The sequence below is a fragment of the Paraburkholderia bannensis NBRC 103871 genome (assembly GCF_000685015.1).
In the GTDB taxonomy this organism is placed as follows: Bacteria; Pseudomonadota; Gammaproteobacteria; order Burkholderiales; family Burkholderiaceae; genus Paraburkholderia; species Paraburkholderia bannensis.
This window is the reverse complement of the sequence record NZ_BAYA01000061.1, coordinates 1-20,971: the sequence shown is the minus strand read 5'-3', so window position 1 is coordinate 20,971 and position 20,971 is coordinate 1. Positions and strand designations below refer to the sequence as shown.

20 protein-coding genes are annotated in these 20,971 nt (G+C 63.5%); 10 read left to right on the top strand and 10 right to left on the bottom strand.

The window, feature by feature from the left end; translation table 11 throughout:
- Positions 1-50: 50 nt before the first annotated feature.
- The 6 genes from BBA01S_RS38635 to BBA01S_RS48355 all read right to left on the bottom strand — a co-directional run bounded on the left by BBA01S_RS38635 (position 51) and on the right by BBA01S_RS48355 (position 6,860).
- Complete coding sequence (locus tag BBA01S_RS38635) at positions 51-1,202, bottom strand: ABC transporter ATP-binding protein (protein WP_027821067.1); 1,152 nt, start codon at positions 1,200-1,202, stop codon at positions 51-53.
- A 307-nt stretch (positions 1,203-1,509) separates the two neighbouring features.
- The gene (locus tag BBA01S_RS38630; RefSeq protein WP_027821066.1) at positions 1,510-2,625 is read right to left on the bottom strand and encodes a polyamine ABC transporter substrate-binding protein; all 1,116 of its coding nucleotides are present in this window, start codon (positions 2,623-2,625) and stop codon (positions 1,510-1,512) included.
- 79 nt (positions 2,626-2,704) lie between these two features.
- Positions 2,705-4,147, bottom strand: coding sequence for an aspartate aminotransferase family protein (locus BBA01S_RS38625; protein WP_027821065.1), 1,443 nt, complete (start codon positions 4,145-4,147; stop codon positions 2,705-2,707).
- Positions 4,148-4,166: 19 nt separating this feature from the next.
- Positions 4,167-5,501: a glutamine synthetase family protein gene (locus BBA01S_RS38620; protein WP_027821064.1), complete on the bottom strand. Its 1,335-nt coding sequence runs from the start codon at positions 5,499-5,501 to the stop codon at positions 4,167-4,169.
- 31 nt (positions 5,502-5,532) lie between these two features.
- Positions 5,533-6,339 (bottom strand): gamma-glutamyl-gamma-aminobutyrate hydrolase family protein, encoded by an 807-nt coding sequence (locus tag BBA01S_RS38615; RefSeq protein ID WP_027821063.1) that lies wholly within the window; start codon positions 6,337-6,339, stop codon positions 5,533-5,535.
- A 296-nt stretch (positions 6,340-6,635) separates the two neighbouring features.
- Positions 6,636-6,860 carry a hypothetical protein gene (locus BBA01S_RS48355; RefSeq protein WP_224013171.1) on the bottom strand — a complete coding sequence of 75 codons (225 nt, stop codon included), beginning with the start codon at positions 6,858-6,860 and terminating at the stop codon, positions 6,636-6,638.
- Between the two features lie 440 nt (positions 6,861-7,300).
- On the opposite strand from BBA01S_RS48355, the gene BBA01S_RS38610 reads away from it, so the two are divergent.
- From BBA01S_RS38610 to speB, 3 genes are all read left to right on the top strand, one after another.
- Entirely contained in the window at positions 7,301-7,870 is a 570-nt protein-coding gene (locus BBA01S_RS38610) for a cupin domain-containing protein (protein ID WP_027821062.1), read from the top strand.
- Positions 7,871-8,030: 160 nt separating this feature from the next.
- Entirely contained in the window at positions 8,031-9,521 is a 1,491-nt protein-coding gene (locus BBA01S_RS38605) for an aldehyde dehydrogenase (protein ID WP_027821061.1), read from the top strand.
- Positions 9,522-9,601: 80 nt separating this feature from the next.
- Complete coding sequence (gene speB, locus BBA01S_RS38600; RefSeq protein WP_027821060.1) at positions 9,602-10,564, top strand: agmatinase; 963 nt, start codon at positions 9,602-9,604, stop codon at positions 10,562-10,564.
- A 60-nt stretch (positions 10,565-10,624) separates the two neighbouring features.
- Here the strand turns inward: speB and BBA01S_RS38595 are convergent, their stop codons facing one another.
- On the bottom strand, positions 10,625-11,068 hold the full coding sequence (locus BBA01S_RS38595; RefSeq protein WP_027821059.1) for a MarR family winged helix-turn-helix transcriptional regulator: 444 nt from the start codon (positions 11,066-11,068) through the stop codon (positions 10,625-10,627).
- Between the two features lie 160 nt (positions 11,069-11,228).
- Between BBA01S_RS38595 and BBA01S_RS38590 the strand changes: the two genes are divergently transcribed.
- The 6 genes from BBA01S_RS38590 (at position 11,229) to BBA01S_RS44825 (ending at position 17,176) form a co-directional block, all read left to right on the top strand.
- Entirely contained in the window at positions 11,229-12,773 is a 1,545-nt protein-coding gene (locus BBA01S_RS38590; RefSeq protein WP_042298617.1) for a DHA2 family efflux MFS transporter permease subunit, read from the top strand.
- A gap of 83 nt (positions 12,774-12,856) precedes the next feature.
- A complete protein-coding gene (locus BBA01S_RS38585) occupies positions 12,857-13,798 on the top strand; it encodes an AEC family transporter (protein ID WP_027821057.1) in 942 nt (313 codons plus the stop codon).
- Positions 13,799-13,907: 109 nt separating this feature from the next.
- Entirely contained in the window at positions 13,908-14,084 is a 177-nt protein-coding gene (locus BBA01S_RS44830) for a glycine zipper 2TM domain-containing protein (RefSeq protein WP_084162811.1), read from the top strand.
- Positions 14,085-14,390: 306 nt separating this feature from the next.
- A complete protein-coding gene (locus BBA01S_RS38575) occupies positions 14,391-15,125 on the top strand; it encodes an acetoacetate decarboxylase (RefSeq protein WP_042298615.1) in 735 nt (244 codons plus the stop codon).
- 51 nt (positions 15,126-15,176) lie between these two features.
- Entirely contained in the window at positions 15,177-15,962 is a 786-nt protein-coding gene (locus tag BBA01S_RS38570) for a 3-hydroxybutyrate dehydrogenase (RefSeq protein WP_027821054.1), read from the top strand.
- Complete coding sequence (locus BBA01S_RS44825) at positions 15,959-17,176, top strand: DUF3734 domain-containing protein (RefSeq protein WP_042298614.1); 1,218 nt, start codon at positions 15,959-15,961, stop codon at positions 17,174-17,176. Before BBA01S_RS38570 ends, BBA01S_RS44825 begins: the two co-directional genes overlap by 4 nt.
- 65 nt (positions 17,177-17,241) lie before the next feature.
- Here the strand turns inward: BBA01S_RS44825 and BBA01S_RS38560 are convergent, their stop codons facing one another.
- The 3 genes from BBA01S_RS38560 to BBA01S_RS38550 form a co-directional block, all read right to left on the bottom strand.
- On the bottom strand, positions 17,242-18,087 hold the full coding sequence (locus BBA01S_RS38560) for a carbohydrate ABC transporter permease (protein ID WP_027821053.1): 846 nt from the start codon (positions 18,085-18,087) through the stop codon (positions 17,242-17,244).
- The gene (locus BBA01S_RS38555) at positions 18,084-18,998 is read right to left on the bottom strand and encodes a carbohydrate ABC transporter permease (protein WP_027821052.1); all 915 of its coding nucleotides are present in this window, start codon (positions 18,996-18,998) and stop codon (positions 18,084-18,086) included. The genes BBA01S_RS38560 and BBA01S_RS38555 overlap by 4 nt, the downstream gene beginning before the upstream one ends.
- Before the next feature lie 195 nt (positions 18,999-19,193).
- Positions 19,194-20,426: an ABC transporter substrate-binding protein gene (locus tag BBA01S_RS38550; RefSeq protein ID WP_027821051.1), complete on the bottom strand. Its 1,233-nt coding sequence runs from the start codon at positions 20,424-20,426 to the stop codon at positions 19,194-19,196.
- 291 nt (positions 20,427-20,717) lie between these two features.
- Here BBA01S_RS38550 and BBA01S_RS44820 point away from each other — a divergent pair.
- Positions 20,718-20,971, top strand: a 254-nt coding sequence (locus BBA01S_RS44820) for an SDR family NAD(P)-dependent oxidoreductase (RefSeq protein WP_042298613.1), incomplete at its 3' end; no start/stop codon positions are given.

Below are 20,971 nucleotides of genomic sequence, written 5' to 3'. Positions count from 1 at the left end.
AGCCGGTGGCGGAAGTCGAGGGAACGGAACTCATTTAGTCATCCTCCTCATCATGCCGTGAGCACGACGCCGCTGGCCGGCGACCACGAGACAAAGACATCGTCGTTCCAGGCCGGAGCGCCTTCGTTCATCAGTTGCGAGCTGGAGAGATTCGACATCACGACCTTGCCGCCCGGCAGGCGCACGTGATAGAGCGAATAGCTGCCCATGTAGGCCACGTCGGTGACCACGCCGCGCGCCCAGTTGTGGGCGGTGCCCGGCTTCTCGCGCGTCACGCGCACGCGCTCGGGGCGCACCGAGATACCGACCGGCATGCCCAGCGGCCCGGTCACGCCGTGGCTCACGTACATGCGCGTTTCCAGGTCTTCGCTTTCGACGAAGATGTGATCGGGTTCGTCCTCGACGACCTTGCCTTCAAAGAGGTTGGTCGAGCCGATGAACTCGGCGGAGAAGCGGCTGTTGGGGAATTCGTAGACTTCGGTGGGCGAGCCGATCTGCACGATGCGGCCTTCGCTCATGACGGCGAGGCGGTTGGCCATCGTCATCGCTTCTTCCTGGTCGTGCGTGACCATCACGCAGGTGACGTCGACCTTCTCGATGATGTTGACGAGTTCGAGCTGGGTCTTCTGGCGGATCTTCTTGTCGAGTGCGGACATCGGCTCGTCGAGCAGCAGCAGCTTGGGGCGCTTGACGAGCGAGCGTGCGAGCGCGACGCGCTGCTGCTGGCCGCCGGAGAGCTGGTGCGGCTTGCGCTTGGCGTAGCGGCTCATCTGCACGAGATTGAGCGCGTCGGCGACGCGTTCGCGGATTTCGTTCTTCGGCACGCCTTCCTGCTTGAGGCCGAATGCGACGTTGGTCTCGACGCTCATATGCGGAAAGAGCGCGTACGACTGGAACATCATGTTGACGGGGCGGCGGTAGGGCGGCAGCGAGGCGAGGTCTTCGCCATCGACGTAGATCTTGCCGGAGGTGGCGGTTTCCAGACCCGCGAGCATGCGCAGCAGCGTGGACTTGCCGCAGCCCGAGCTGCCGAGCAGCGCGAAGAGCTCGTTCTTCGCAATGTTCAGGCTCACGTTGTTGACGGCGGTGCTGTCGCCGAACTTCTTGACGACGTTTTCGATGCGCACGAAAGCGTCGCGGGAGCTGGCCGTCGCGGCAGTGCGCGCGGCTTCGGAGGCGTGGACTTGGGACGTCGAATTCATGATGTAACTGGTTCCTTTCTGATCGCGTACTGCCCGTTCTTGCGCGCCGCATATAAACGCAGGCATGAGCCGTCCCGCACGGGGCGCTGAAAGCGACTCGCAGACGTCAGTACTGCGAACGGAGCTCGTTGGAGACTGGCGCGTCGTCGTGCAGATGGGGCGGCGCGCTCAGCCGGACTTCGAACAGCGGACTTCTGGCGGAGAGGGGTCGAGCGATCCCTCGTCCGCGCGTTGTCTCCTTCCTTCTCCTGCGGGATTCAGCCGTTCGGCGACGGTTTCATATCTGATATCCCGATGGGTTATGCGCTTAGTGACCGGTCTTCAGCTGCGACCAGAGACGGTTTTCGAGGCGCAGGATTTCGGCCGGCATCGGCTTCATCAGCGTCATCTTCTTGAGGACTTCGTCGCCCGGATAGACGGTCGGATCCTGCGCCACCGCCGGCGTCACGAACTGGCGCGCGGCCTTGTTCGCGGTCGGATAGAACACTTCGTTGGTGATCGCGGCGTTGACCTTCGGGTCCGAGATGTAGTTGATCCACTTCATCGCGGCTTCGGGGTGCGGAGCGTCCTTCGGCACGACCATCACGTCGAACCACAGCAGGCCGCCTTCCTTCGGATTGGCGAACTTGATGTGATACGAGCGCTTGGCTTCTTCGGCGCGGCGGTGAGCAATGCCCACGTCGCCCGACCATGCGAACGCGACGCAGATGTCGTTGTTCACGAGGTCGTTGATGTAGCCCGACGAGTTGAACTGCGTGATGTACGGGCGGACTTTCTTGAGCACTTCGAAGGCGGCCTGGTAGTCCGCCGGGTTCGTGCTGTTGGGATTCTTGCCCATGTACTGCAGCGTGGCGGCGAAGGCGTCGACGGCCTGGTCGAGGAACGACACGCCGCAGCCCTTGAGCTTCGACAGATACTGCGGATCGAAGATCAGCGACCAGCTATCGACCGGCGCATTGGCACCCAGCGCTTTTTCGATGGCTTCCTGGTTGTAGCCCACGCCGTCGGTGCCGTAGGCCCAGGGCACGCCGTACTGATTGCCCGGATCGGCGTCCGCGATCATGTGCATGAGCAGCGGGTCGAGATTCGACAGATTGGGGATCTTGGACTTGTCGAGCTTCTGGTACACGCCGGCCTGGATCTGCTTGGCCATGTAATTCGAGGTCGGCACCACGATGTCGTAACCCGAGCTGCCCGCGAGCAGCTTGGCCTGCAGCGTGTCGTCGCTATCGTAGTTGTCGTACTTGACGTGAATGCCCGTCTGCTTTTCGAAGTTCGGGATCGTGTCTTTCGCGATGTAGTCGGACCAGTTGTAGACGTTCAAAGAGTCGTCTGCGGCGCGAGCCGGCTGGCTCGCTGTGAGACCCGCGCAGACTGCAAGCGCGGCCAGTGCGACGGCATGACGAAGATGTCTGACACTCATGTTGATTTCCCCAGGTGATGAAGATAGGCGGGCGGCGCCCGCACCCCGTTGTGCGCCGCCGGCCCTTACAAATGCAGCGTTACGAAAGTCCCAGTTGCTGCGCAGTTGCGTCGATGGCCTTTTTCGCCTTCGACACGATTTCGTCGATCTCGCCGCGCGTGATGACGAGCGGCGGCGAGAGCAGCATGCGGTCGCCGGTGGCGCGCATGATGAGGTTGCCGTTGAAGCAGAAGTCGCGGCAGATCGTGCCCACGTCGCCGCCGTTCGCGAAGCGCTTGCGCGCCTTCGGATCTTCGGCGAGCTGCAGGCCGGCCACGAGGCCCGCGCCCGAAATGTCACCGATGATCGGATGGTTCGCGAAGGTCTCGCGCAACTGCTGCTGGAAGTACGGGCCGGTGTCCGTCTTCACGCGCTCGACGATCTTCTCGTCGCGCAGCAGCTTGAGATTGGCGACGGCAACAGCGGCTGCAACCGGATGGCCCGAATACGTGAGGCCGTGGTTGAAGTCGCCGTTCTCGATCAGCACCTTGGCCACGCGATCGTGCAGGCCGACCGCGCCCATCGGCACATAGCCGCTCGTGAGGCCCTTGGCGAGCGTGATGAGATCCGGTTCGAAACCGAAGTGCTGATGCGCGAACCATTCGCCCGTGCGGCCGAAGCCGCCGATCACTTCGTCGGCGCACAGCAGGATGTCGTACTTGCGGCAGATACGCTGGATTTCCGGCCAGTACGTCGAAGCCGGGAAAATCACGCCGCCCGCGCCCTGGAACGGCTCGCCGATGAACGCGGCGACGTTCTCCGCGCCCACTTCCAGGATCTTCGCTTCGAGCTGCTGCGCACGCGCAAGGCCGAATTCCTCGGGCGTCATGTTGCCTTCGGCTTCGCCGTAAAAGTACGGCTGGTCGATATGAACGATGTTCTCGACCTTCGAGGGCATCTGCTCGTGCATATAGCCCATGCCGCCCAGCGTGCCGCCTGCAATCGTCGAGCCGTGATAGCCGTTCTTGCGCGAGATGACGACCTTCTTCGACGGCTTGCCCTGCGCGAGCCAGTATTGATGCACGATGCGCAGCACCGTGTCGTTACCTTCCGAGCCGCTGTTGCAATAGAAGAAGTGGTTGAACGGCTCCGGCGAGAGTTCGGCGAGCAGCGCCGAAAGCTCGATCACCGGCGGGTGCGTGGTCTTGAAGAAGGTGTTGTAGTACGGCAGCTCCTGCATCTGCGTGTAGGCGGCATCGGCCAGTTCCTTGCGGCCATAGCCCACGTTCACGCACCAGAGACCGGCCATGCCGTCGATGATCTGGTTGCCTTCCGAGTCCCACAGGTACACGCCCTTGGCCTTCACGATCACGCGGCTGCCGCTCTTGTTCAGCGAGCCCATGTCCGAGAACGGATGGATGTGGTGCGCCGCGTCGAGCGCGCGATATTCGGCCGTGCTGCGTGCCGCTTGCGTGGCTTGCGCGCGCAGCGTCGTCGGCACTTCCTGGAGTGCGCTGGCGGGGGCGTCGATCCGATAGCTCATTTTCTCTGTCTCCTTTCTATTACACGTGCAGCAGCAGGTGCTTGCGTTCCCATGAGCTGATCACGCGGAAGTACGCTTCGTATTCGGTTTCCTTGAGCGCGAGGTAAGCGCGCACGAACTTCTCGCCGAGGATGCCCATGAGCGGCTCGCTCGCGCCCATGAGCGAGAGGCCTTCTTCGAGGTTGCGCGGCAACTGGTAGGGCAGCTCGTAACCGTCGCTCACGAGCGGCTCAGTGGGCTTGAGATGCTGCGTCATGCCCAGGTAGCCTGCGGCGAGCGTCGCGGCGATCGCGAGGTACGGGTTCGTGTCGACGCCCGGAATGCGGTTCTCGACGCGGCGCGCGGCAGGCGACGAATACGGCACGCGGAAGCCCACGGTGCGGTTGTCGTAACCCCATGCCACGTTGATCGGCGCGGCCATGAAACGCGACAGGCGGCGATACGAGTTGATGTACGGCGCGAAGATCGGCATGAGCGCCGGCGTGTACTTTTGCAGGCCCGCGATATACGCATGGAACATGTCCGTGGGCTTGCCGTCCGCGCCGGTGAAGAGATTCTGGCCGCTTTCCGCCGAGATCAGGCTCTGGTGGATGTGCATGGCCGAACCCGGCTCGTTTTCCATCGGCTTTGCCATGAACGTGGCGTACATATGGTGACGCAGGGCCGCTTCGCGCACGGTGCGCTTGAAGAGGAACACGCGGTCGGCCAGACCCAGCGGTTCGCCGTGCATGAAGTTGATCTCCATTTGCGCGGCGCCCACTTCGTGAATCAGCGTGTCGACTTCGAGATCCTGAATTTCGCAGTACTCGTAGATGTCTTCGAACAGCGGATCGAATTCATTCACGGCTTCGATCGAATACGCCTGGCGACCCGTTTCCGGACGGCCCGTACGGCCGATCGGCGGCGCGAGGGGAAGATCCGGATCCTTGTTCATGTCGACGAGATAGAACTCCAGTTCCGGCGCGATGATGGGCTTCCAGCCCTTCGCTTCGTAGAGTTCGAGCACGCGGCGCAGCACGCGGCGCGGCGAGATTTCGACGGGCGAGCCGTCGAAGTGCACGCAATCGTGGATCACCTGGGCGGTGGGATCGACGGCCCACGGGATGATGCGGATCGTCGAAGCATCCGGCACGCAGACCATGTCCGGGTCGGTGACGCCGGTGAGGGTGCCGTCTTCCGGATAGTCGCCCGTGACGGTCTGGATCATCACGGCCTGCGGCAGGCGCATGGATTCGCCCGATTCGAACTTGCTGCGCGGAATGATCTTGCCGCGCGCGATGCCGGCCATGTCCGGAATGATCGCTTCGATTTCGGTGATGTGGTGTTTCTTCAGGAATTCGTCGATGTCGTGCATTTTCGTTCTCTCTGTTCTGTATGGGCCGGCGTCAGACCTGCGCGGCGTGCGCGCGTGCGGGGTGGCGTGCGGCCCCGCCCGGTATTCGGGCCAGCATGCGGGCGCGGCAGGCGTCGCCAAAGGCGCGGAAGATCGCGGTGGAAAGGGCGTTTTGCGCGTGTTGCCACTCGGGATGCCATTGCACGCCCAGCGCAAAGCTGCGGGCGTTGGCGACGGTGATGGCTTCGACCAGCCCGTCCGGAGCCGTTGCGTCCGCAACGAGTCCTTGACCGAGCGTGTCGATGCCCTGGCCGTGCAGCGAATTCACACGGGCTTCGTGTGCGCCGCCCGAGAGCGTGTACAGCAGGCCGCCTTCCTTGAGCGCGATGGCGTGCGCAGGGCCATATTGCGTTTCCAGCGGATTGGCCTTGTCTTCGCGATGATCGTTAAGACCTTCCACCGCATGCACTTCCTGATGCAGCGTGCCGCCGAAGACCACGTTCATTTCCTGAAAGCCGCGGCAGATGGCCAGTACGGGCACACCTGCGTCGATGGCTGCGCGCAGCAGCGGCAGCGTCGTGGCGTCGCGCGCCGGATCGTGCAGCGTGCCCGCGGCGCTTGCCGGGCCGCCGTAGCGGTGGGGCTCGACGTTCGAATAGCTGCCCGTGAAAAGCAGGCCGTCCACAGCGTCCAGAATGTCCGCCGTAGCCTGCCGCTCACCCAGCGCGGGCAGCACGAACGCGAGCCCATCCGACCCATCGACGGCAGCGGCGATGTACTTCTCGCCCGCTACGTGCGATGCGTGCGGCCCCATCATGGTGCGATCGGCAGTGACTCCAATCAATGGTTTGGTTCGCATGACTAACGTATTGTTTCTTCTTCCTGTCGCATCGCGCATAAACAGATTAAATCGCGATGGTTCAGGCGTGACATGACCTTGCAACCGTGCAATACACACGGCCGCAAACCTTTAATTACGGAGCGCAGCGGCGCTAACGGATCGCGCTGCGCGTGGAGATCATGTACGCAGTTCGTTTCCTGCCGTTGTGGGGCGCGACGGTGTTCAGGCGTGCGCATCCACATCGTTCGCGCGCAGCAAGACAACTCGCAGGCGACCGACGGCGAATGAAACGAACAGCGCAGGAAGGAGAGGCGCTAGGGCAGCAGCGACGCGACTTCGTCGGTATGCACCGCGATAAATGCGCGTGCCGAGACGGCGTTATGGCGACGGACGGACCGACGGGAAAGGATTGTGAAGACGGACAGAAGCGGACGAGAGGCAAGCCTGCCGCTACTGCCATCGGCGATGGCGGCGCAGTCACTGCGAAGACACCTCGCATGACTTCGATCCCATCTCACCAGAGGGCCACGGACTCTCACAATTACACTCGACTGGAGTTTGTTGAACACTGTTCGAAAGAGGTGCGCGGCATGGAAACTGCGCTCATCGGATCGACACATAGGCGCCGTTCGATGTATTGGGCATTGATTGCGTGTTGCGGGGCAACGTAATGCGTTTTTCATCGTTCGTTCGACCTGTGTTTCAGCATATACGAGCCAAAAAGGCCGTCAATTATTTTTCTACGTTTTTTATGTCAGCACTTTCCCCAAGATGCCTGCAAACGTCGCGCAGTGCGAAATATCCTGCACTGTGTTTATATTTCGAATAACTTACAGGGGTTAGTACTGACGCAAAAAAAAACAAACTGATTAGAATATTCAACACGCCAACGCATCGCCGTGCTGCTTCTGCCTGGTTTGCACGTGCGCTTCCCGTGAGTTTTCCTGAGTGTTTTCCTGACCCAAACGGTTCTTCAATCGTGTCCGAGTCTGTCTCCGTTTCCTCTGAAGTTGCCACGCGCCTGCGCTACGTGCGCAAGCGCTACGGGCTGTCACAACGCGAGCTGGCCAAGCGCGCGGGCGTGACGAATGGCGCGATTTCGCTTATCGAGCAAAGTCGCGTCAGTCCCTCGGTAGGCTCGCTCAAGAAGCTCCTCGAATGCATCCCGATGAGCCTCGCGGAATTCTTCACATTCGATCTCAACGAGGGCGCGAGCATCGTGTCGCGTCGTGGCGAAATGCCCAACCTCGGCAACGCGTCCATCGAGTTCTACCTGGCGGGCGCGAACGTGAAAGACCGCAATATGGGCATCATGCGCGAGGTGTACCAGCCGCTCGCCGACACGGGCCCTGAAATGCTCTCGCATGCCGGGCATGAAGGCGGCGTTGTCGTGTCCGGGCAGATCGAACTGACCGTGGACGGCACCACCTGGCTGCTCGACCCCGGCGACAGCTATTACTTCGAAAGTCGCTTCCCGCACCGGTTTCGCAATCCCAGCGCCAACGAAGTCTGCGAAGTGGTGTCGGCGAACTCGCCGCCTACTTTCTAGACTCGCTTCTTCGCAGGTTTCGTAAAAGCGCGTATCCGGTTCGCCTGCTGCCGTTGTTTCGTCACGCAGTGTGTGGCGTCCGCTGAATAGCGGGCACCCGCCACAACAGCGTCGGGCGATGCGGCAGGCCAGGCGAATCGTCAATCATTGAGGCATCCTCATGGAACACAAAACTCTCGCTTACTGGCAGGACAAGGCCGCGACGCTGTCGATCGAAGGCCGCGCATTCATCGACGGCGCGTATCGCGATGCTTACTCGGGCCGCACCTTCGATTGCGTGAGCCCGATCGACGGCCGCGTGCTCGCGAACGTCGCGGACTGCGGCGCAGCCGACGTGGACGCAGCGGTTGGCGCCGCGCGGCGTGCCTTCAACGATGGCGTGTGGGCGGGATTGAATCCGCGTGCGCGTAAAGCCGTTCTGCTGCGCTGGGCCGCGCTCATGCGCGAGCACATGGAAGAACTCGCGCTGCTTGAGACGCTCGACGCGGGCAAGCCCATTGGCGACACGACATCGGTGGACGTGCCGGGCGCGGCCTATTGCGTCGAATGGTTCGCTGAAGCGATCGACAAGGTGGGCGGCGAAGTCGCGCCCGCCGACCATCACCTGGTGGGCCTCGTCACGCGCGAACCGATCGGCGTGGTCGCGGCGGTGGTGCCGTGGAATTTCCCGATCCTGATGGCGTCGTGGAAGTTCGGCCCGGCGCTCGCGGCGGGCAACAGCGTGGTGCTCAAGCCTTCGGAGAAGTCGCCGCTGACCGCCATTCGCGTGGCGCAGCTCGCACACGAAGCGGGCATTCCCGCGGGCGTGTTCAACGTGCTGCCGGGCGGCGGCGAGCCGGGCAAGCTGCTCGGCCTGCATCGCGACGTGGACTGCATTGCCTTCACGGGCTCGACCAACGTCGGCAAGCAGATCATGCAGTACGCGGGCCAGTCCAACCTCAAGCGCGTCTGGCTCGAACTGGGCGGCAAGTCGCCGAACATCGTGCTGCCCGATTGCCCGGATCTCGACCGCGCGGCCAGTGCGGCGGCGGGCGCGATCTTCTACAACATGGGCGAGATGTGCACCGCAGGTTCGCGCCTGCTCGTGCATCGCGACATCAAGGACGTGTTCCTCGCGAAGCTCGTGGAAGCGGCGAAGGCGTACAAGCCTGGCAATCCTCTTGATCCGAACGTGTCGATGGGCGCCATCGTCGACAAGGTGCAGATGGAGCGCGTGCTCGGCTATATCGAGGCGGGGCGCAAGGACTCGAAGCTGCTGGTGGGCGGCGAGCGCGTGAACGAAGCGAGCGGCGGCTTCTATGTGGAGCCGACCGTGTTCGACACGCATCACGACGCGCGCATTGCGCGTGAGGAGATTTTCGGGCCGGTGCTGTCGGTCATCACGTTCAGCACGATCGACGAAGCCGTGCGGATCGCCAACGACAGCGATTACGGCCTGGCCGCGGCCGTGTGGACTTCGAACCTCACGAACGCGCATGAAATCGCGCGCCGCCTGCGTGCGGGCACCGTCTGGGTCAATTGCTATGACGAAGGCGGCGACATGAACTTCCCGTTCGGCGGCTTCAAGGAGTCGGGCAACGGCCGCGACAAGTCGCTGCATGCACTTGAGAAGTACACCGAACTGAAGTCGACGCTCGTGCGCCTGCGTTAAGACGATTCGTTCGATCCCGTGCCGGCGCGCTGCGTTGCGCCAGCACGGGCCCTCTCCAATACCCGATAAAACACCCCCACATGGACGACACGATCCACGGCGACGGCGCGATCCGTCGCGGCTCGCTCTACGGCTCCTCCATCGAGAACACCTACGCGGGCGTGCTGTCGTTCATGCGCCGCAACTACACGCGCGATCTGGACGGCGTGGATGTCGCGATCAGCGGCGTGCCGCTCGATCTGGCCACCACCTTCCGCTCGGGCGCGCGGCTTGGGCCGTCTGCCGTGCGCGCTGCGAGCGTGCAGCTCGCGGAACTGCATCCGTATCCGTGGGGCTTCAACCCCTTCGATACGCTGGCCGTCACCGACTATGGCGACTGCTGGTTCGACGCGCACAATCCGCTCTCGATCAAGCCCGCGATCATCGAGCACGCGCGCACGATCCTGCGCTCGAACGCGAAAATGCTCACGTTCGGCGGCGATCACTTCATTACGTATCCTTTGCTGATTGCACACGCAGAGAAGTACGGCAAGCCGCTCTCGCTGATCCATTTCGATGCGCATTGCGATACCTGGCCCGACGACCACCCGGACAGCCTCAATCACGGCACGATGTTCTACAAGGCCGTAAAAGAAGGGCTGGTCGATCCGAAGACGTCGGTGCAGGTGGGCATCCGCACGTGGAACGACGATTTTCTCGGCATCAATATCCTGGACGCCGCCTGGGTGCACGAGCACGGCCCGCGCGCGGCGCGCGAGCGCATCCTGGAGATCGTGGGCGAGCGGCCTGCGTATCTGACCTTCGATATCGATTGCCTGGATCCGGCCTTCGCGCCGGGAACCGGCACGCCAGTGGCGGGCGGTTTGTCGTCCGCGCAGGCGCTGGCGATCGTGCGCGGCCTGGAGGCGTTGAACCTGGTCGGCGCGGACGTGGTGGAAGTGGCGCCCGCTTACGACCAGAGCGAGATCACGGCGCTGGCCGCCGCGCATCTCGCCTGCGACCTGCTGTGCCTGTGGCGCCAGCGCAAGGTCGCAGGCAAGTAACGCTCAAAGTAAATCCCAGCTGAAGCGCGCCGCCGCGCCAGCGGCGGCGTCATCAAGAACTCAACGTTCGACCAGCAGCCCGAGATTGGCGCGCACGCGCTGAAGCATCTCGCCGAACTGCTCGGCTTCTTCGGGCGTAAAACCCGCAAGCGCCTCGTCCTGCACCTCGTCGCCCACGCGGCGTGCCGAGGTCAGCACGCCCGCAGCCTTGGGCGTGAGGCTCACCAGCAACTCGCGACGGTCGTCCGGGTTCGCCTCGCGCACGACCCAGCCGCTTTCCTCCATGCGTTCCAGCAGCCTGCCTGCCGAAATTGGCGCGACTTCGAGCCGCTCGGCGAGGCTCGCCTGGTTGATGGGGCCATAGTGCGCGAGGTAGGCGATCATGCGGCACTGCGCGCGCGTGAGTTCGAGCGATGACTTCGCCAGTTCGTCGTAACGCTTGCCATACAGGCGGCCCACGTCGACGATCAAGAAGCCGAAGCGTTTTTCGAGGTCGGTAGTCATGGCGCAATTATAAGCGGCGACCCGCCCGTTCCATGGGCGAACCCGGGCCGCAAGCCGAAGGGGGCCGGATTCTTTCCGATTGCGCAAGAGGGAGTGATTCGTATAATAAGCAGGCTTATCATTTTTCGAACCCTCGTCCGACGCTTCATCCGAACCCACGATGACCGCAGTCCCGCATGGCCTGGCCGCGCAACGTGAGGCCGCGCCTCTGAACCGCGGCATGATCACGCTGTCGATCATGCTCGCGACGCTGATGCAGACGCTCGACAGCACGATCGCCAACGTAGCGCTGCCGCATATGCAGGGCACGCTATCGGCGTCGCAGGACGAAATCACGTGGGTGCTGACCTCGTACATCGTCGCAGCGGCCATCGCCACGCCGCTCACGGGCTGGCTGGCCGACCGCTTTGGCGTGAAGCAGTTGCTGGGCGTCGCGATCGCGGGCTTTACGGTGGCTTCGGCGCTATGCGGGCTATCGGAAACGCTCGGGGAAATCGTCGCCTCGCGCCTGCTGCAAGGCGTATTCGGCGCGTCGCTGGTGCCGCTCTCGCAGTCGATCCTGCTGGACATCAATCCGCGCGAGCGGCAGGGCCAGGCGATGGCGGTCTGGGGCATGGGCGTGATGGTGGGGCCGGTGCTGGGGCCGACGCTGGGCGGCTGGCTCACGGACAGCTACAACTGGCGCTGGGTGTTCTTCATCAACGTGCCGATTGGCGCGTTCGCGTTCTTCGGCGTGTCGACGTTCATGCCCGCGCGCGAGCGCGGCGGCCAGGCGCGCTTCGACCTGTTCGGCTTCGCCACGCTGGCGCTGGCCATCGGCGCATTGCAGGCGCTGCTTGACCGAGGCGAGCAACTCGACTGGTTCGGTTCGCTGGAAATCCGCATCGAGGCGCTGGTTTCCGTCCTCGCGTTTGCGTTCTTCGTCGTCCACACGGCAAGCTCCGGCCCGACCACGTTTTTCCGCTATCAACTGCTGAAAGACCGCAATTTCGCGACCGGCACGTTCTTCATCTTCGTGATCGGCGCGGTGCTGTACGCCACGCGGGCGCTGCTGCCACCGATGTTGCAGAACCTCATGGGCTATCCCGTCGCCACGACCGGCCTTGTCACCGCGCCTTCGGGTGCGGGAACGATGGTCGCCATGTTGATCGCGGGGCGCATGCTCAAGCATGTCGATGCGCGCGCGATGCTGTTGTTTGGCTTCGTCGTGTCGGCGTATGCGCTCTGGCAGATGATGCAGTACACGATCGTGCTGTCCGTGTCGGACATCGTCTGGCCCGGCGTGGTGCAGGGCTTCGGGCTGGGCTTCGTGTTCGTGCCGCTTTCGGCGCTCACGTTCTCCACGCTGACGCCGCAATTGCGCGCCGACGGCACGGCCACCTATAGCCTGATGCGCAACATCGGCAGCAGTATCGGCATTTCGATTGTGCAGACCTTTGTCACGCGCGGAACGCAGGTCGCGCATTCGGATCTCGCCGCCAACGTCACGCCGTTCAATCCGATGATGCAGCCGATGCTCGCCACGGGTTCGCACTACGACCTCGCCGTGCTCAACCAGTCGATCACGCAGCAGGCGACGATGATCGCTTACCTCAACGACTTCAAGATGATGTTTGTCGCGACGTTGCTCGTGATTCCGCTGCTCGTGCTGATCCGGCCTTCGGGCGGCGGCGCGGTCGATGCGGGGCATGCGGCGATGGACTGACCCGCAGCACGCCCGACACAGAATTTTCCACACCCCGTCCGCGTGCGCCATGCTCGCGGACGCTGCTTTTACCGCTACTGCCGATGCTCTCTGCTGTCTCCATCCTGCTTCCCGTCTTCGGCCTGATCCTGGCCGGCTTTGCGTGCCGCCGCTTTGGCGTGCTCGGCCCCGCTGCTGCGTCCGAACTGAATCGCTTCGTCGTCTGGCTCGCGCTGCCCGCGCTGCTGTTCGATATCCTTGCGCACGCAACGTGGCACGAGCTGTATCAGCCGGCTTTCATGGCCGCATTCGGTATTGCGGGCCTGGCCGTGTTCGCGGGCGTGGTGGCGGTGCGCCTGTTCCTGCGCCGCCCGCTTGCCGATGCGAGTATCGACGGCCTTGCCGCTGCCTATCCGAATACGGGCTACGTGGGCTTTCCGCTGTGCATGATCGCGTTCGGCCCGTCGAGCCTCACGCCCACCACCATCGCGACGATCCTCGTAGTCTGCGTGCTGTTCGCCATCGCCATCGTGCTGATCGAAACCGGCCTGCAAAGCGAGCGCCGCCCGCATCGCCTGCTCATCAAGGTCGTGCGCTCGCTCATGCGCAATCCGCTGCTGGTCGCGCCCGCGCTGGGCGCCATCGCCTCGGGCGCGCACGTCACGCTGCCCGCAAGCGCCGAAACCTTCCTCAAGCTGCTGGGCGGTGCCGCGAGCCCCTGCGCGCTCGTGAGCCTGGGTCTTTTTCTCGCGGAGCGCCGTGCAAGGAGCGATGCGCCGCCCGAATCCTCGTGGTGGATCACGCTGTCGAAGCTCGTGGCGCAGCCCGCGCTGACGTGGTGGCTCGCGGATCGCGTATTCGGCCTTTCGCCGCAACTCGTGGAGACTGCCGTGCTGCTTGCTGCGCTGCCCACCGGAACTGGCCCCTTCATGCTCGCGGAGTACTACCGCCGCGAAGCGCACGTGACCGGCCGCACGATCCTGCATTCGACGCTGGGCTCGCTCGTCACGCTTACGCTGATCCTGCTGCACCTGCACCACGGCTGAGCGCGGCGCTTTAACGCGCGGCACGTCGTTTGCTGTCTGTAAGCCATTGCATCGCTCAGGAGAGACGACGATGAACTGGCTTAAAAACAGCAGCATTCGCAGCGGCGGCATGCGCGCCGTACTTATCGGCGTCATGGCCGTGCTGACGCTGGGCGCGAGTGCCTGCACGCTGGGCGGTGCGGCGGCGGGCGGTTACGTCGGCAACAAGGCGACCGACGGCAGTGCGATTGGTACGGTAGGCGGCGCGGTAGCCGGGGGCGTGATCGGTCACGAACTCAGCAAATAAGCGCTGTCCCTTGTTGAAGCGAGCGGCGCGCGAAATGCGACGCGCCGCCGCGCGCCCTTCGACTGCCTGGCGTCTGCGATTCTTTCTTGTCCCATCCTTTAACCCTACTCAAACTCCGTTTGAGTAGCGGCACGTAGCCCGGTATAGAAAATCTATACTTTTCGTTCGGCAAGCTCGCACGGTCTCTGCGGGCGCGCAGCACGGCGTGTGCTGTCGAGTCGTCATCAATCCGCCGTCGATTGCCTGTCCATAACGATTCGCAATCCGAACGATTTCAATAAACTCGCTATCCTGTCGAGGCTACGCATGCAAGACATCCTCTCCAAGGCGTTCGCGATGCCGCTCACCAGTCCCGCGTTTCCGCCGGGGCCGTATAAATTCGTCAATCGCGAATTCCTGATCATCACCTACCGCACCGACATCGAGAAACTGCGCAAGGTCGTGCCCGCGCCGCTCGAAGTGACCGATCCGCTCGTGAGCTATGAGTTCATCCGCATGCCGGATTCGACGGGCTTTGGCGACTACACGGAAAGCGGCCAGGTGATTCCGGTCACCTACGAGGGCAAGCCCGGCAGCTACACGCACGCGATGTATCTCGACGACCACCCGCCGATTGCCGGTGGCCGCGAACTGTGGGGCTTCCCGAAGAAACTCGCGTCGCCGAAGCTCGCCGCGTTCTCGGACACGCTGGTCGGCACGCTCGATTACGGCCCGGTGCGCGTGGCCACGGGCACGATGGGCTACAAGCATCGCGAACTCGATCTCGCGGAACAAACAAAGCGCCTCGCCAGCGCCAACTACCTGCTCAAGATCGTGCCGCACGTGGACGGCACGCCGCGCGTGTGCGAACTCGTGCGCTATTACCTCACCGATATCCAGCTCAAGGGCGCATGGACGGGCCCGGCCGCGCTGCATCTGATGCCGCATGCGCTTGCGCCGGTCGCCGACCTGCCGGTGCTCGAAATCGTCGAGGCGCGTCACCTGATCGCGGATCTCACGCTCGGCCTTGGCGAAGTCGTGCACGACTATCTCGCGAAGTAGGCCAACTCCACTTTTTCAACGCCAATTTCAATGTTCACGGAAGACACCATCATGAAGAAACTCACCGGCAAGACCGCAGTGGTGACGGGCGCGGCAAGCGGCATCGGCAAGCAGATCGCCCTGACGCTGGCGGCTGAGGGCGCGGCCGTCGCCATCGCCGACCTGAACCTGGACGGCGCGCAGAGTGTCGCGAACGCCATCAACGAGGCAGGCGGCAAGGCTATCGGCATCGCCATGGACGTGACGAGCGAAGACGCCGTCAATCAAGGCATCGACAAGGTCGCCGCCACCTTCGGCTCGATCGACATTCTCGTGTCGAACGCCGGCATCCAGATCGTGAATCCCATCGAAAACTATTCGTTCGCCGACTGGAAGAAGATGCAGGCGATTCACGTCGACGGCGCGTTCCTCACGACCAAGGCTGCGCTCAAGTACATGTACAAGGACGATCGCGGCGGCGTGGTGATCTACATGGGCTCGGTGCACTCGCATGAAGCGTCGCCGCTGAAGTCGGCGTATGTGACGGCCAAGCACGGTCTGCTGGGCCTCGCGCGCGTGCTGGCCAAGGAAGGCGGCAAGCACAACGTGCGCTCGCATGTGGTTTGCCCGGGCTTCGTGCGTACGCCGCTGGTGGACAAGCAGATCCCGGAGCAAGCGAAGGAACTGGGCATTTCCGAGGCCGATGTCATCAAGAACGTGATGCTCGGCGGCACGGTGGACGGCGTGTTCACGATGGTCGAGGACGTCGCGCAGACGGTGCTGTTCCTGTCGGCGTTCCCGAGCGCGGCGCTCACGGGCCAGTCGTTCGTCGTCAGCCACGGCTGGTTCATGCAATGAGCGAGAGCGACAACGTCGCGCAGCCCACGCCCGCAAAGCGTGGGCGCGCAGCCCCCTCACGCGGCCATCACGAGCGCTGCCGCGACTACGAGACGGTCGCGCTCGTGCTCCAGGGCGGCGGCGCGCTGGGTGCTTATCAGGCGGGCGTGCTCGAAGGATTGCAGGAGGCGCGCATCGGGCTCGACTGGGTCGCGGGGATTTCGATTGGCGCGCTCAATACGGCGCTGATCGCGGGCAACGCGCCCGAGCATCGCGTGGCGCGACTGCGCGAGTTCTGGGAGACCATCTGCAAGCCCGCGTTCACGCCCGCGCTGCCTGCGCCGTTCGAGCACCTGATGTTCTCGGCGTCGGACGCCACGCGCGCGATGCTCACGGGGTTTCAGGCGGCCAGCGCGGCCACTCAGGGCCAGCACGGTTTCTTCGTGCCGCGCGTGCCCGCGCCGCTGCCGTGGGCCGAGCATGCGCCGGATCGCGTCAGCTGGTACGACACGACGCCGCTCAAGGCGACGCTCGAACGTTTCTGCGATTTCGACCGTATCAATTCGGGCGAGACGCGCGTGTCGGTCGGCGCCGTGAACGTGACGACGGGCAACTTTGCCTACTTCGACAACACGCACACGACGCTGCGCCCCGAGCATTTCATCGCCTCGGGCGCGTTGCCGCCGGGCTTCGCGCCGGTGGAGATCGACGGCGAGTTTTACTGGGACGGCGGCGTGGTATCGAATACGCCCTTGCAGCAGGTTCTGGGCGCGGCACAGCGCAGGGATACGCTGGTGTTCCAGGTGGACTTGTGGTCGGCGCGCGGGCCGGTGCCCAATACGATGGAAAGCGTGACGACGCGCGTGAAGGACATCCAGTACTCCAGCCGCACGCGTCTCGCGACCGACATGCTCCAGCGCGAGCAGCGCTACCGCAACCTGCTGCGTGAACTGCTGGAGCGCGTGCCGAAGGCGACGCTCGAAAGCGACCGGCTTTGCAAGCTCGCGCAGGATCTCTCGTGCAGCAAGCGCTATAACGTGCTGCAGCTGATCTATCGGCAGCAGAAGTTCGAGCGCGGCGACAAGGACCATCAGTTTGGCCACAGCACCATGCGCAGCCACTGGCAGGCGGGCCTGACCGATATCCGCAACACGCTGGACAAGGATGGCTGGCTGGATCTGCCCACCAACCAGACCGGCTTTGTCACGCACGACATCCATCGAAACGACGCTTGAGGCCGCCTCAAGCCGCTGGCTGGATCCGCTGGATCAACGCGCGCGAAGCCCGTTGATCCAGCGACTCACTTCACCGCGCCCAGCGCGAGCCCCTTCACCATATAGCGCTGCAACCACGCGAACACGACCGAAACCGGCAGCGTGGCCGCGAGCGTTGCCGCCATCACCAGTTCCCATTCGACAGTGTATTTTCCGGCCACCATGTCGGTGACCTGCACTGTGAGCGTCTTGTTCTCCGGCGAGCGGATCAACGTGTACACCACGGCAAATTCGTTCCACGCGCTGATGAACGTGAAGATGGCCGTCACCACCACGGCGGGGATCGCCAGCGGCAGGAACACGCGGAACACCGCGCCCGTGCGGCTGCATCCTTCCAGCCACGCGGATTCTTCGAGATCGCGCGGCACCGTCTGGAAATACGACGACAGCATCCACACCGCGAAGGCGATATTGAAGGCCGCATAAGAGACGATCACGCCGATCTTCGAATCGACGAGATTGCCGTCCCCGTAAGGAATCATCGCGGCCAGGCGGAACAGGCCCACCACCAGCAGGATCGGCGAGAGCATCTGCGTGACGAGCAGGAACTGCCGGTACACGCCGCGTCCGCGAAACGGGAAGCGCGCGAGCGCATAGGCGGCGGGCAGGCTGACCGCGAGCGCAAGCGAGGTCGACAGGAACGAAATGACGATGCTGTTGCGCAGCGCCACGCCGAAGTTCGCGGCCTGCCACATATCGACGTAGTTTTCCCAGCGCCAGTGCACGGGCAGCCAGCGCGCGGGATAGACGAAGACTTCGTTGGCCGGCTTGAACGAGGTGAAGAACATCACCGCGAACGGAAACAGCACGGCGATCACGAGCGGCGACAGCGCGAGCCAGCACCAGAGCGAGCGTTTGAGCTTGCGGTTCATGCGAGGTCTCCTTCGGCGCTGCCACGACGGGCCTGGACGCGCAGATACGCCACCGAGAACGCGAACAGGATCACGAGCATGATGAGCGAGACGGCGGCCGCTTCGCCCGGGCGTCCCAGACGGAAGCCGAGTTCGTAGAGATAGGTCACGAGGATGTGCGTGCTGTCGTCGGGGCCGCCCTGCGTCATGACCCAGATGATCGGAAACGAGTTGAACACGTAGATCACGTTGAGCAGGATCGCCATGTTGATGAAGGGCTTGAGCAGCGGCAGCGTGAGCTGGCGGAACTGCTGCCAGGCGCTCGCGCCGTCGATGCGCGCGGCTTCGTAGATATCGCCGGGCACGGACGAAAGGCCGCCCAGAAAGATCGTCGTCGTAAACGGAATCGACACCAGAATGCCCACGGCGATTTCAACGGGAAACGCGTATTCGGGCGTGGCGAGCCAGTGGATCGGCCCGCCAATCAGGCCGAGCTTCTGCAGCGTGACGTTGACCATGCCGTAGTCGTCGTTGAACGCCCAGCGCCACACCACGGCGGTCATCGTGAGCGACACCGACCACGGCAGCATGACGATGGTGCGCGCGACGCCGCGTCCATAGAAGTCCTGGTTGAGCACGAGCGCGACGGGCACCGAGAGCCCCACGGTGCCCACTACGACGCAGAACGTCCAGATCAGGGTGTTCTTCAGCGCGCTCAGGAACACCGGGTCGCCGAACACGTTGTAGAAGTTCTGCAGCCCGCTGAAATCGCGGATCTGGCCGAAGCGCGACACATCGTGCAGCGACTGCCAGACGATGTTGAAGATCGGATAGCTGATGATGAACAGCGCGAGCACGAGGCTTGGCACGATCAGCAGCCAGGGGGCGCGGGGTAGGGCGATGTTGCGCTCGGCGCGTTTGGGGCGGCTCATGCTGGTGCTTGCGCTGTTGAGGTCGGTCGCGGTGGCGGGAGGCGTCTGTTTCAGAGGGCCCGTAGTCATGTCGTGGTGCGTCCGGTGTTGCGTGAAGTCGAACCGATCGGTCGAGCTGCCGAAATCAACCGGCGCGTCGCGTAGCGCTGCTATGCGACGCGCCGGTTCAGGCCGCGATGTTCCGCGGCAGCGGCCTTACTTGCCGAGCGACTTGTTCGCTTCGGTTGCGGCCTGGTTCAGCGCGTCGGCGGGCTTGGCCTTGCCCAGGTAGATCGACTGCATCGCGTTGGTCACGGCCTTGGCGGTGTCTTCCCAGCCCGTCACCGTCGGCGCGAACTTCGCGTGCGGCAGCAGCGCGACGAAAGCCTTCGTGTCCGGATCCTGGAACGCCGGATCGGTGGCTTCGGCCTGGGTGGTCGGCAGGAAGCCTTCCGTGCTGGTGAACTCCACGCGCGGCTGCTTCGTGAACAGGAAGTCGAGGAACTTCCAGGCGCTCTTCTTCACCTTCGAGTTCTTGAACATCATGATCGAGTCGGTGACCGCGTAGGTCGCGGGCGTCGTGGCGACCGGAATCGGGTCGATGCCGTACTTGATGTTCGGTGCTTCCTTCTTGAGCTGCTTGGCGAGGAACGGCGCGGAAATCATCATCGCCACGCGACCCTGCTTGAAGAGATTCTGCACGTCTTCGCGGCTGTAGCCCGTCACGCCCGGCTCGGTCAGGCCTTCGTCGATCATGGTCTTGTAGAGCGTGGCGGCCTTCACGCCTGCCGCTGAATTGAACGCGGCCTTGTTGTCCTTGCCGACCACGTCGCCGCCGTTCGTCCACAGCGCGTAGTAGAAGTACACATCGGTTTCGATTTCCTTGCCTTGCAGGCCGAAACCGGCGATGCCCTTGGCCTTGAGCTTCTTCGACGCGTCGATCACGTCGTTCCAGGTCTTCGGGCCGTTCGGATAGCCAACCGAAGCGAGCATGTCCTTGTTGTAGTAAAGCGCGCGCGCCGAGGCCGCGATCGGCAGGCCGTAGATCTTGCCGTTGATTTCACCCGGCGCCAGGAACGGGCCGATGAAGCGGCCCTTGAAACTGGCGTCCATATAGGGATCGAGCGGCTCGGCGATATCGTCCTTCACGAAGTCCAGCAGCCAGCGCGTGCCGATGATCGCCAGGTCGGCGTTGGCGCCGCCCGAGATGTCCGTCTGGAGTTTCTGTTGCAGCGAGTCCCAGTTCACGTCTTCGATCTTGATGGTCGTGCCGGGATTGGCGGCCTCGAACTGCTTGGCCATTTTCTCGAAGTACGGGGCCGTGGCGTCGCTGTAGTGGGCGACGGTCACGCGGACGGTATCGGCATGCGCCGCGACGGTGATGCCTGCGAACGCCAATGCGACGGCGAGCTTGCCGAGCGTGGTGGATGCACGTGCCTTAAACGCCATTGCTGTCTCTCCTAACGTGGTTATCTGGCTGGCCTTGCGTTGTTTGAAAAAATCCTACAGGATGAAAAAAGCGTTGTCACCTGGGAAACGCGATATTGTTTTCTGCTCCTGAATTTGCATAACATGCGGTAAAACAAGGGAAATTCGTGCGTTGCAATATTTGGGACGCCTGCGTGTAAACCCGCGATCGTCGGTATTGCAGACGATTGAAAACATGACGTTGTTGGAAATTTACAGGGGCGGGCTGAATGCGCGCCGCGCCCGGAAGCAACCTTTCGCGGAGAGTCGAACATGAGCCGGGTGGTGCTGGTGACGGGGGCGTGCGGCGGGATTGGCCGTGCGCTGTGCAAACGATTCGTCGATGCGGGCGACACCGTGCTCGCGCTCGACCGCGAGTCCGCCGCCGTGCAGCAACTCGCCGATGAATTCGGCGCGCAGCGCCTGGAAGCGCTGGCCGCCGACGTGAGCGACGCCGCCGCGGTCGCCGACGCCGTGGCGCGCGCCGTCGCCGCGCGCGGGCCGGTGGACGTGGCTGTCGCGAACGC

Excerpts from the sequence above, each read along its gene's own strand:
- BBA01S_RS38635 (WP_027821067.1), bottom strand. The coding sequence starts at position 1,202 with ATGAATTCGACGTCCCAAGTCCACGCCTCCGAAGCCGCGCGCACTGCC.
- BBA01S_RS38630 (WP_027821066.1), bottom strand. The coding sequence starts at position 2,625 with ATGAGTGTCAGACATCTTCGTCATGCCGTCGCACTGGCCGCGCTTGCA.
- BBA01S_RS38625 (WP_027821065.1), bottom strand. The coding sequence starts at position 4,147 with ATGAGCTATCGGATCGACGCCCCCGCCAGCGCACTCCAGGAAGTGCCG.
- BBA01S_RS38620 (WP_027821064.1), bottom strand. The coding sequence starts at position 5,501 with ATGCACGACATCGACGAATTCCTGAAGAAACACCACATCACCGAAATC.
- BBA01S_RS38615 (WP_027821063.1), bottom strand. The coding sequence starts at position 6,339 with ATGCGAACCAAACCATTGATTGGAGTCACTGCCGATCGCACCATGATG.
- BBA01S_RS38605 (WP_027821061.1), top strand. The coding sequence starts at position 8,031 with ATGGAACACAAAACTCTCGCTTACTGGCAGGACAAGGCCGCGACGCTG.
- speB (WP_027821060.1), top strand. The coding sequence starts at position 9,602 with ATGGACGACACGATCCACGGCGACGGCGCGATCCGTCGCGGCTCGCTC.
- BBA01S_RS38595 (WP_027821059.1), bottom strand. The coding sequence starts at position 11,068 with ATGACTACCGACCTCGAAAAACGCTTCGGCTTCTTGATCGTCGACGTG.
- BBA01S_RS38590 (WP_042298617.1), top strand. The coding sequence starts at position 11,229 with ATGACCGCAGTCCCGCATGGCCTGGCCGCGCAACGTGAGGCCGCGCCT.
- BBA01S_RS38585 (WP_027821057.1), top strand. The coding sequence starts at position 12,857 with ATGCTCTCTGCTGTCTCCATCCTGCTTCCCGTCTTCGGCCTGATCCTG.
- BBA01S_RS44830 (WP_084162811.1), top strand. The coding sequence starts at position 13,908 with ATGCGCGCCGTACTTATCGGCGTCATGGCCGTGCTGACGCTGGGCGCG.
- BBA01S_RS38575 (WP_042298615.1), top strand. The coding sequence starts at position 14,391 with ATGCAAGACATCCTCTCCAAGGCGTTCGCGATGCCGCTCACCAGTCCC.
- BBA01S_RS38570 (WP_027821054.1), top strand. The coding sequence starts at position 15,177 with ATGAAGAAACTCACCGGCAAGACCGCAGTGGTGACGGGCGCGGCAAGC.
- BBA01S_RS44825 (WP_042298614.1), top strand. The coding sequence starts at position 15,959 with ATGAGCGAGAGCGACAACGTCGCGCAGCCCACGCCCGCAAAGCGTGGG.
- BBA01S_RS38560 (WP_027821053.1), bottom strand. The coding sequence starts at position 18,087 with ATGAACCGCAAGCTCAAACGCTCGCTCTGGTGCTGGCTCGCGCTGTCG.
- BBA01S_RS38555 (WP_027821052.1), bottom strand. The coding sequence starts at position 18,998 with ATGAGCCGCCCCAAACGCGCCGAGCGCAACATCGCCCTACCCCGCGCC.
- BBA01S_RS38550 (WP_027821051.1), bottom strand. The coding sequence starts at position 20,426 with ATGGCGTTTAAGGCACGTGCATCCACCACGCTCGGCAAGCTCGCCGTC.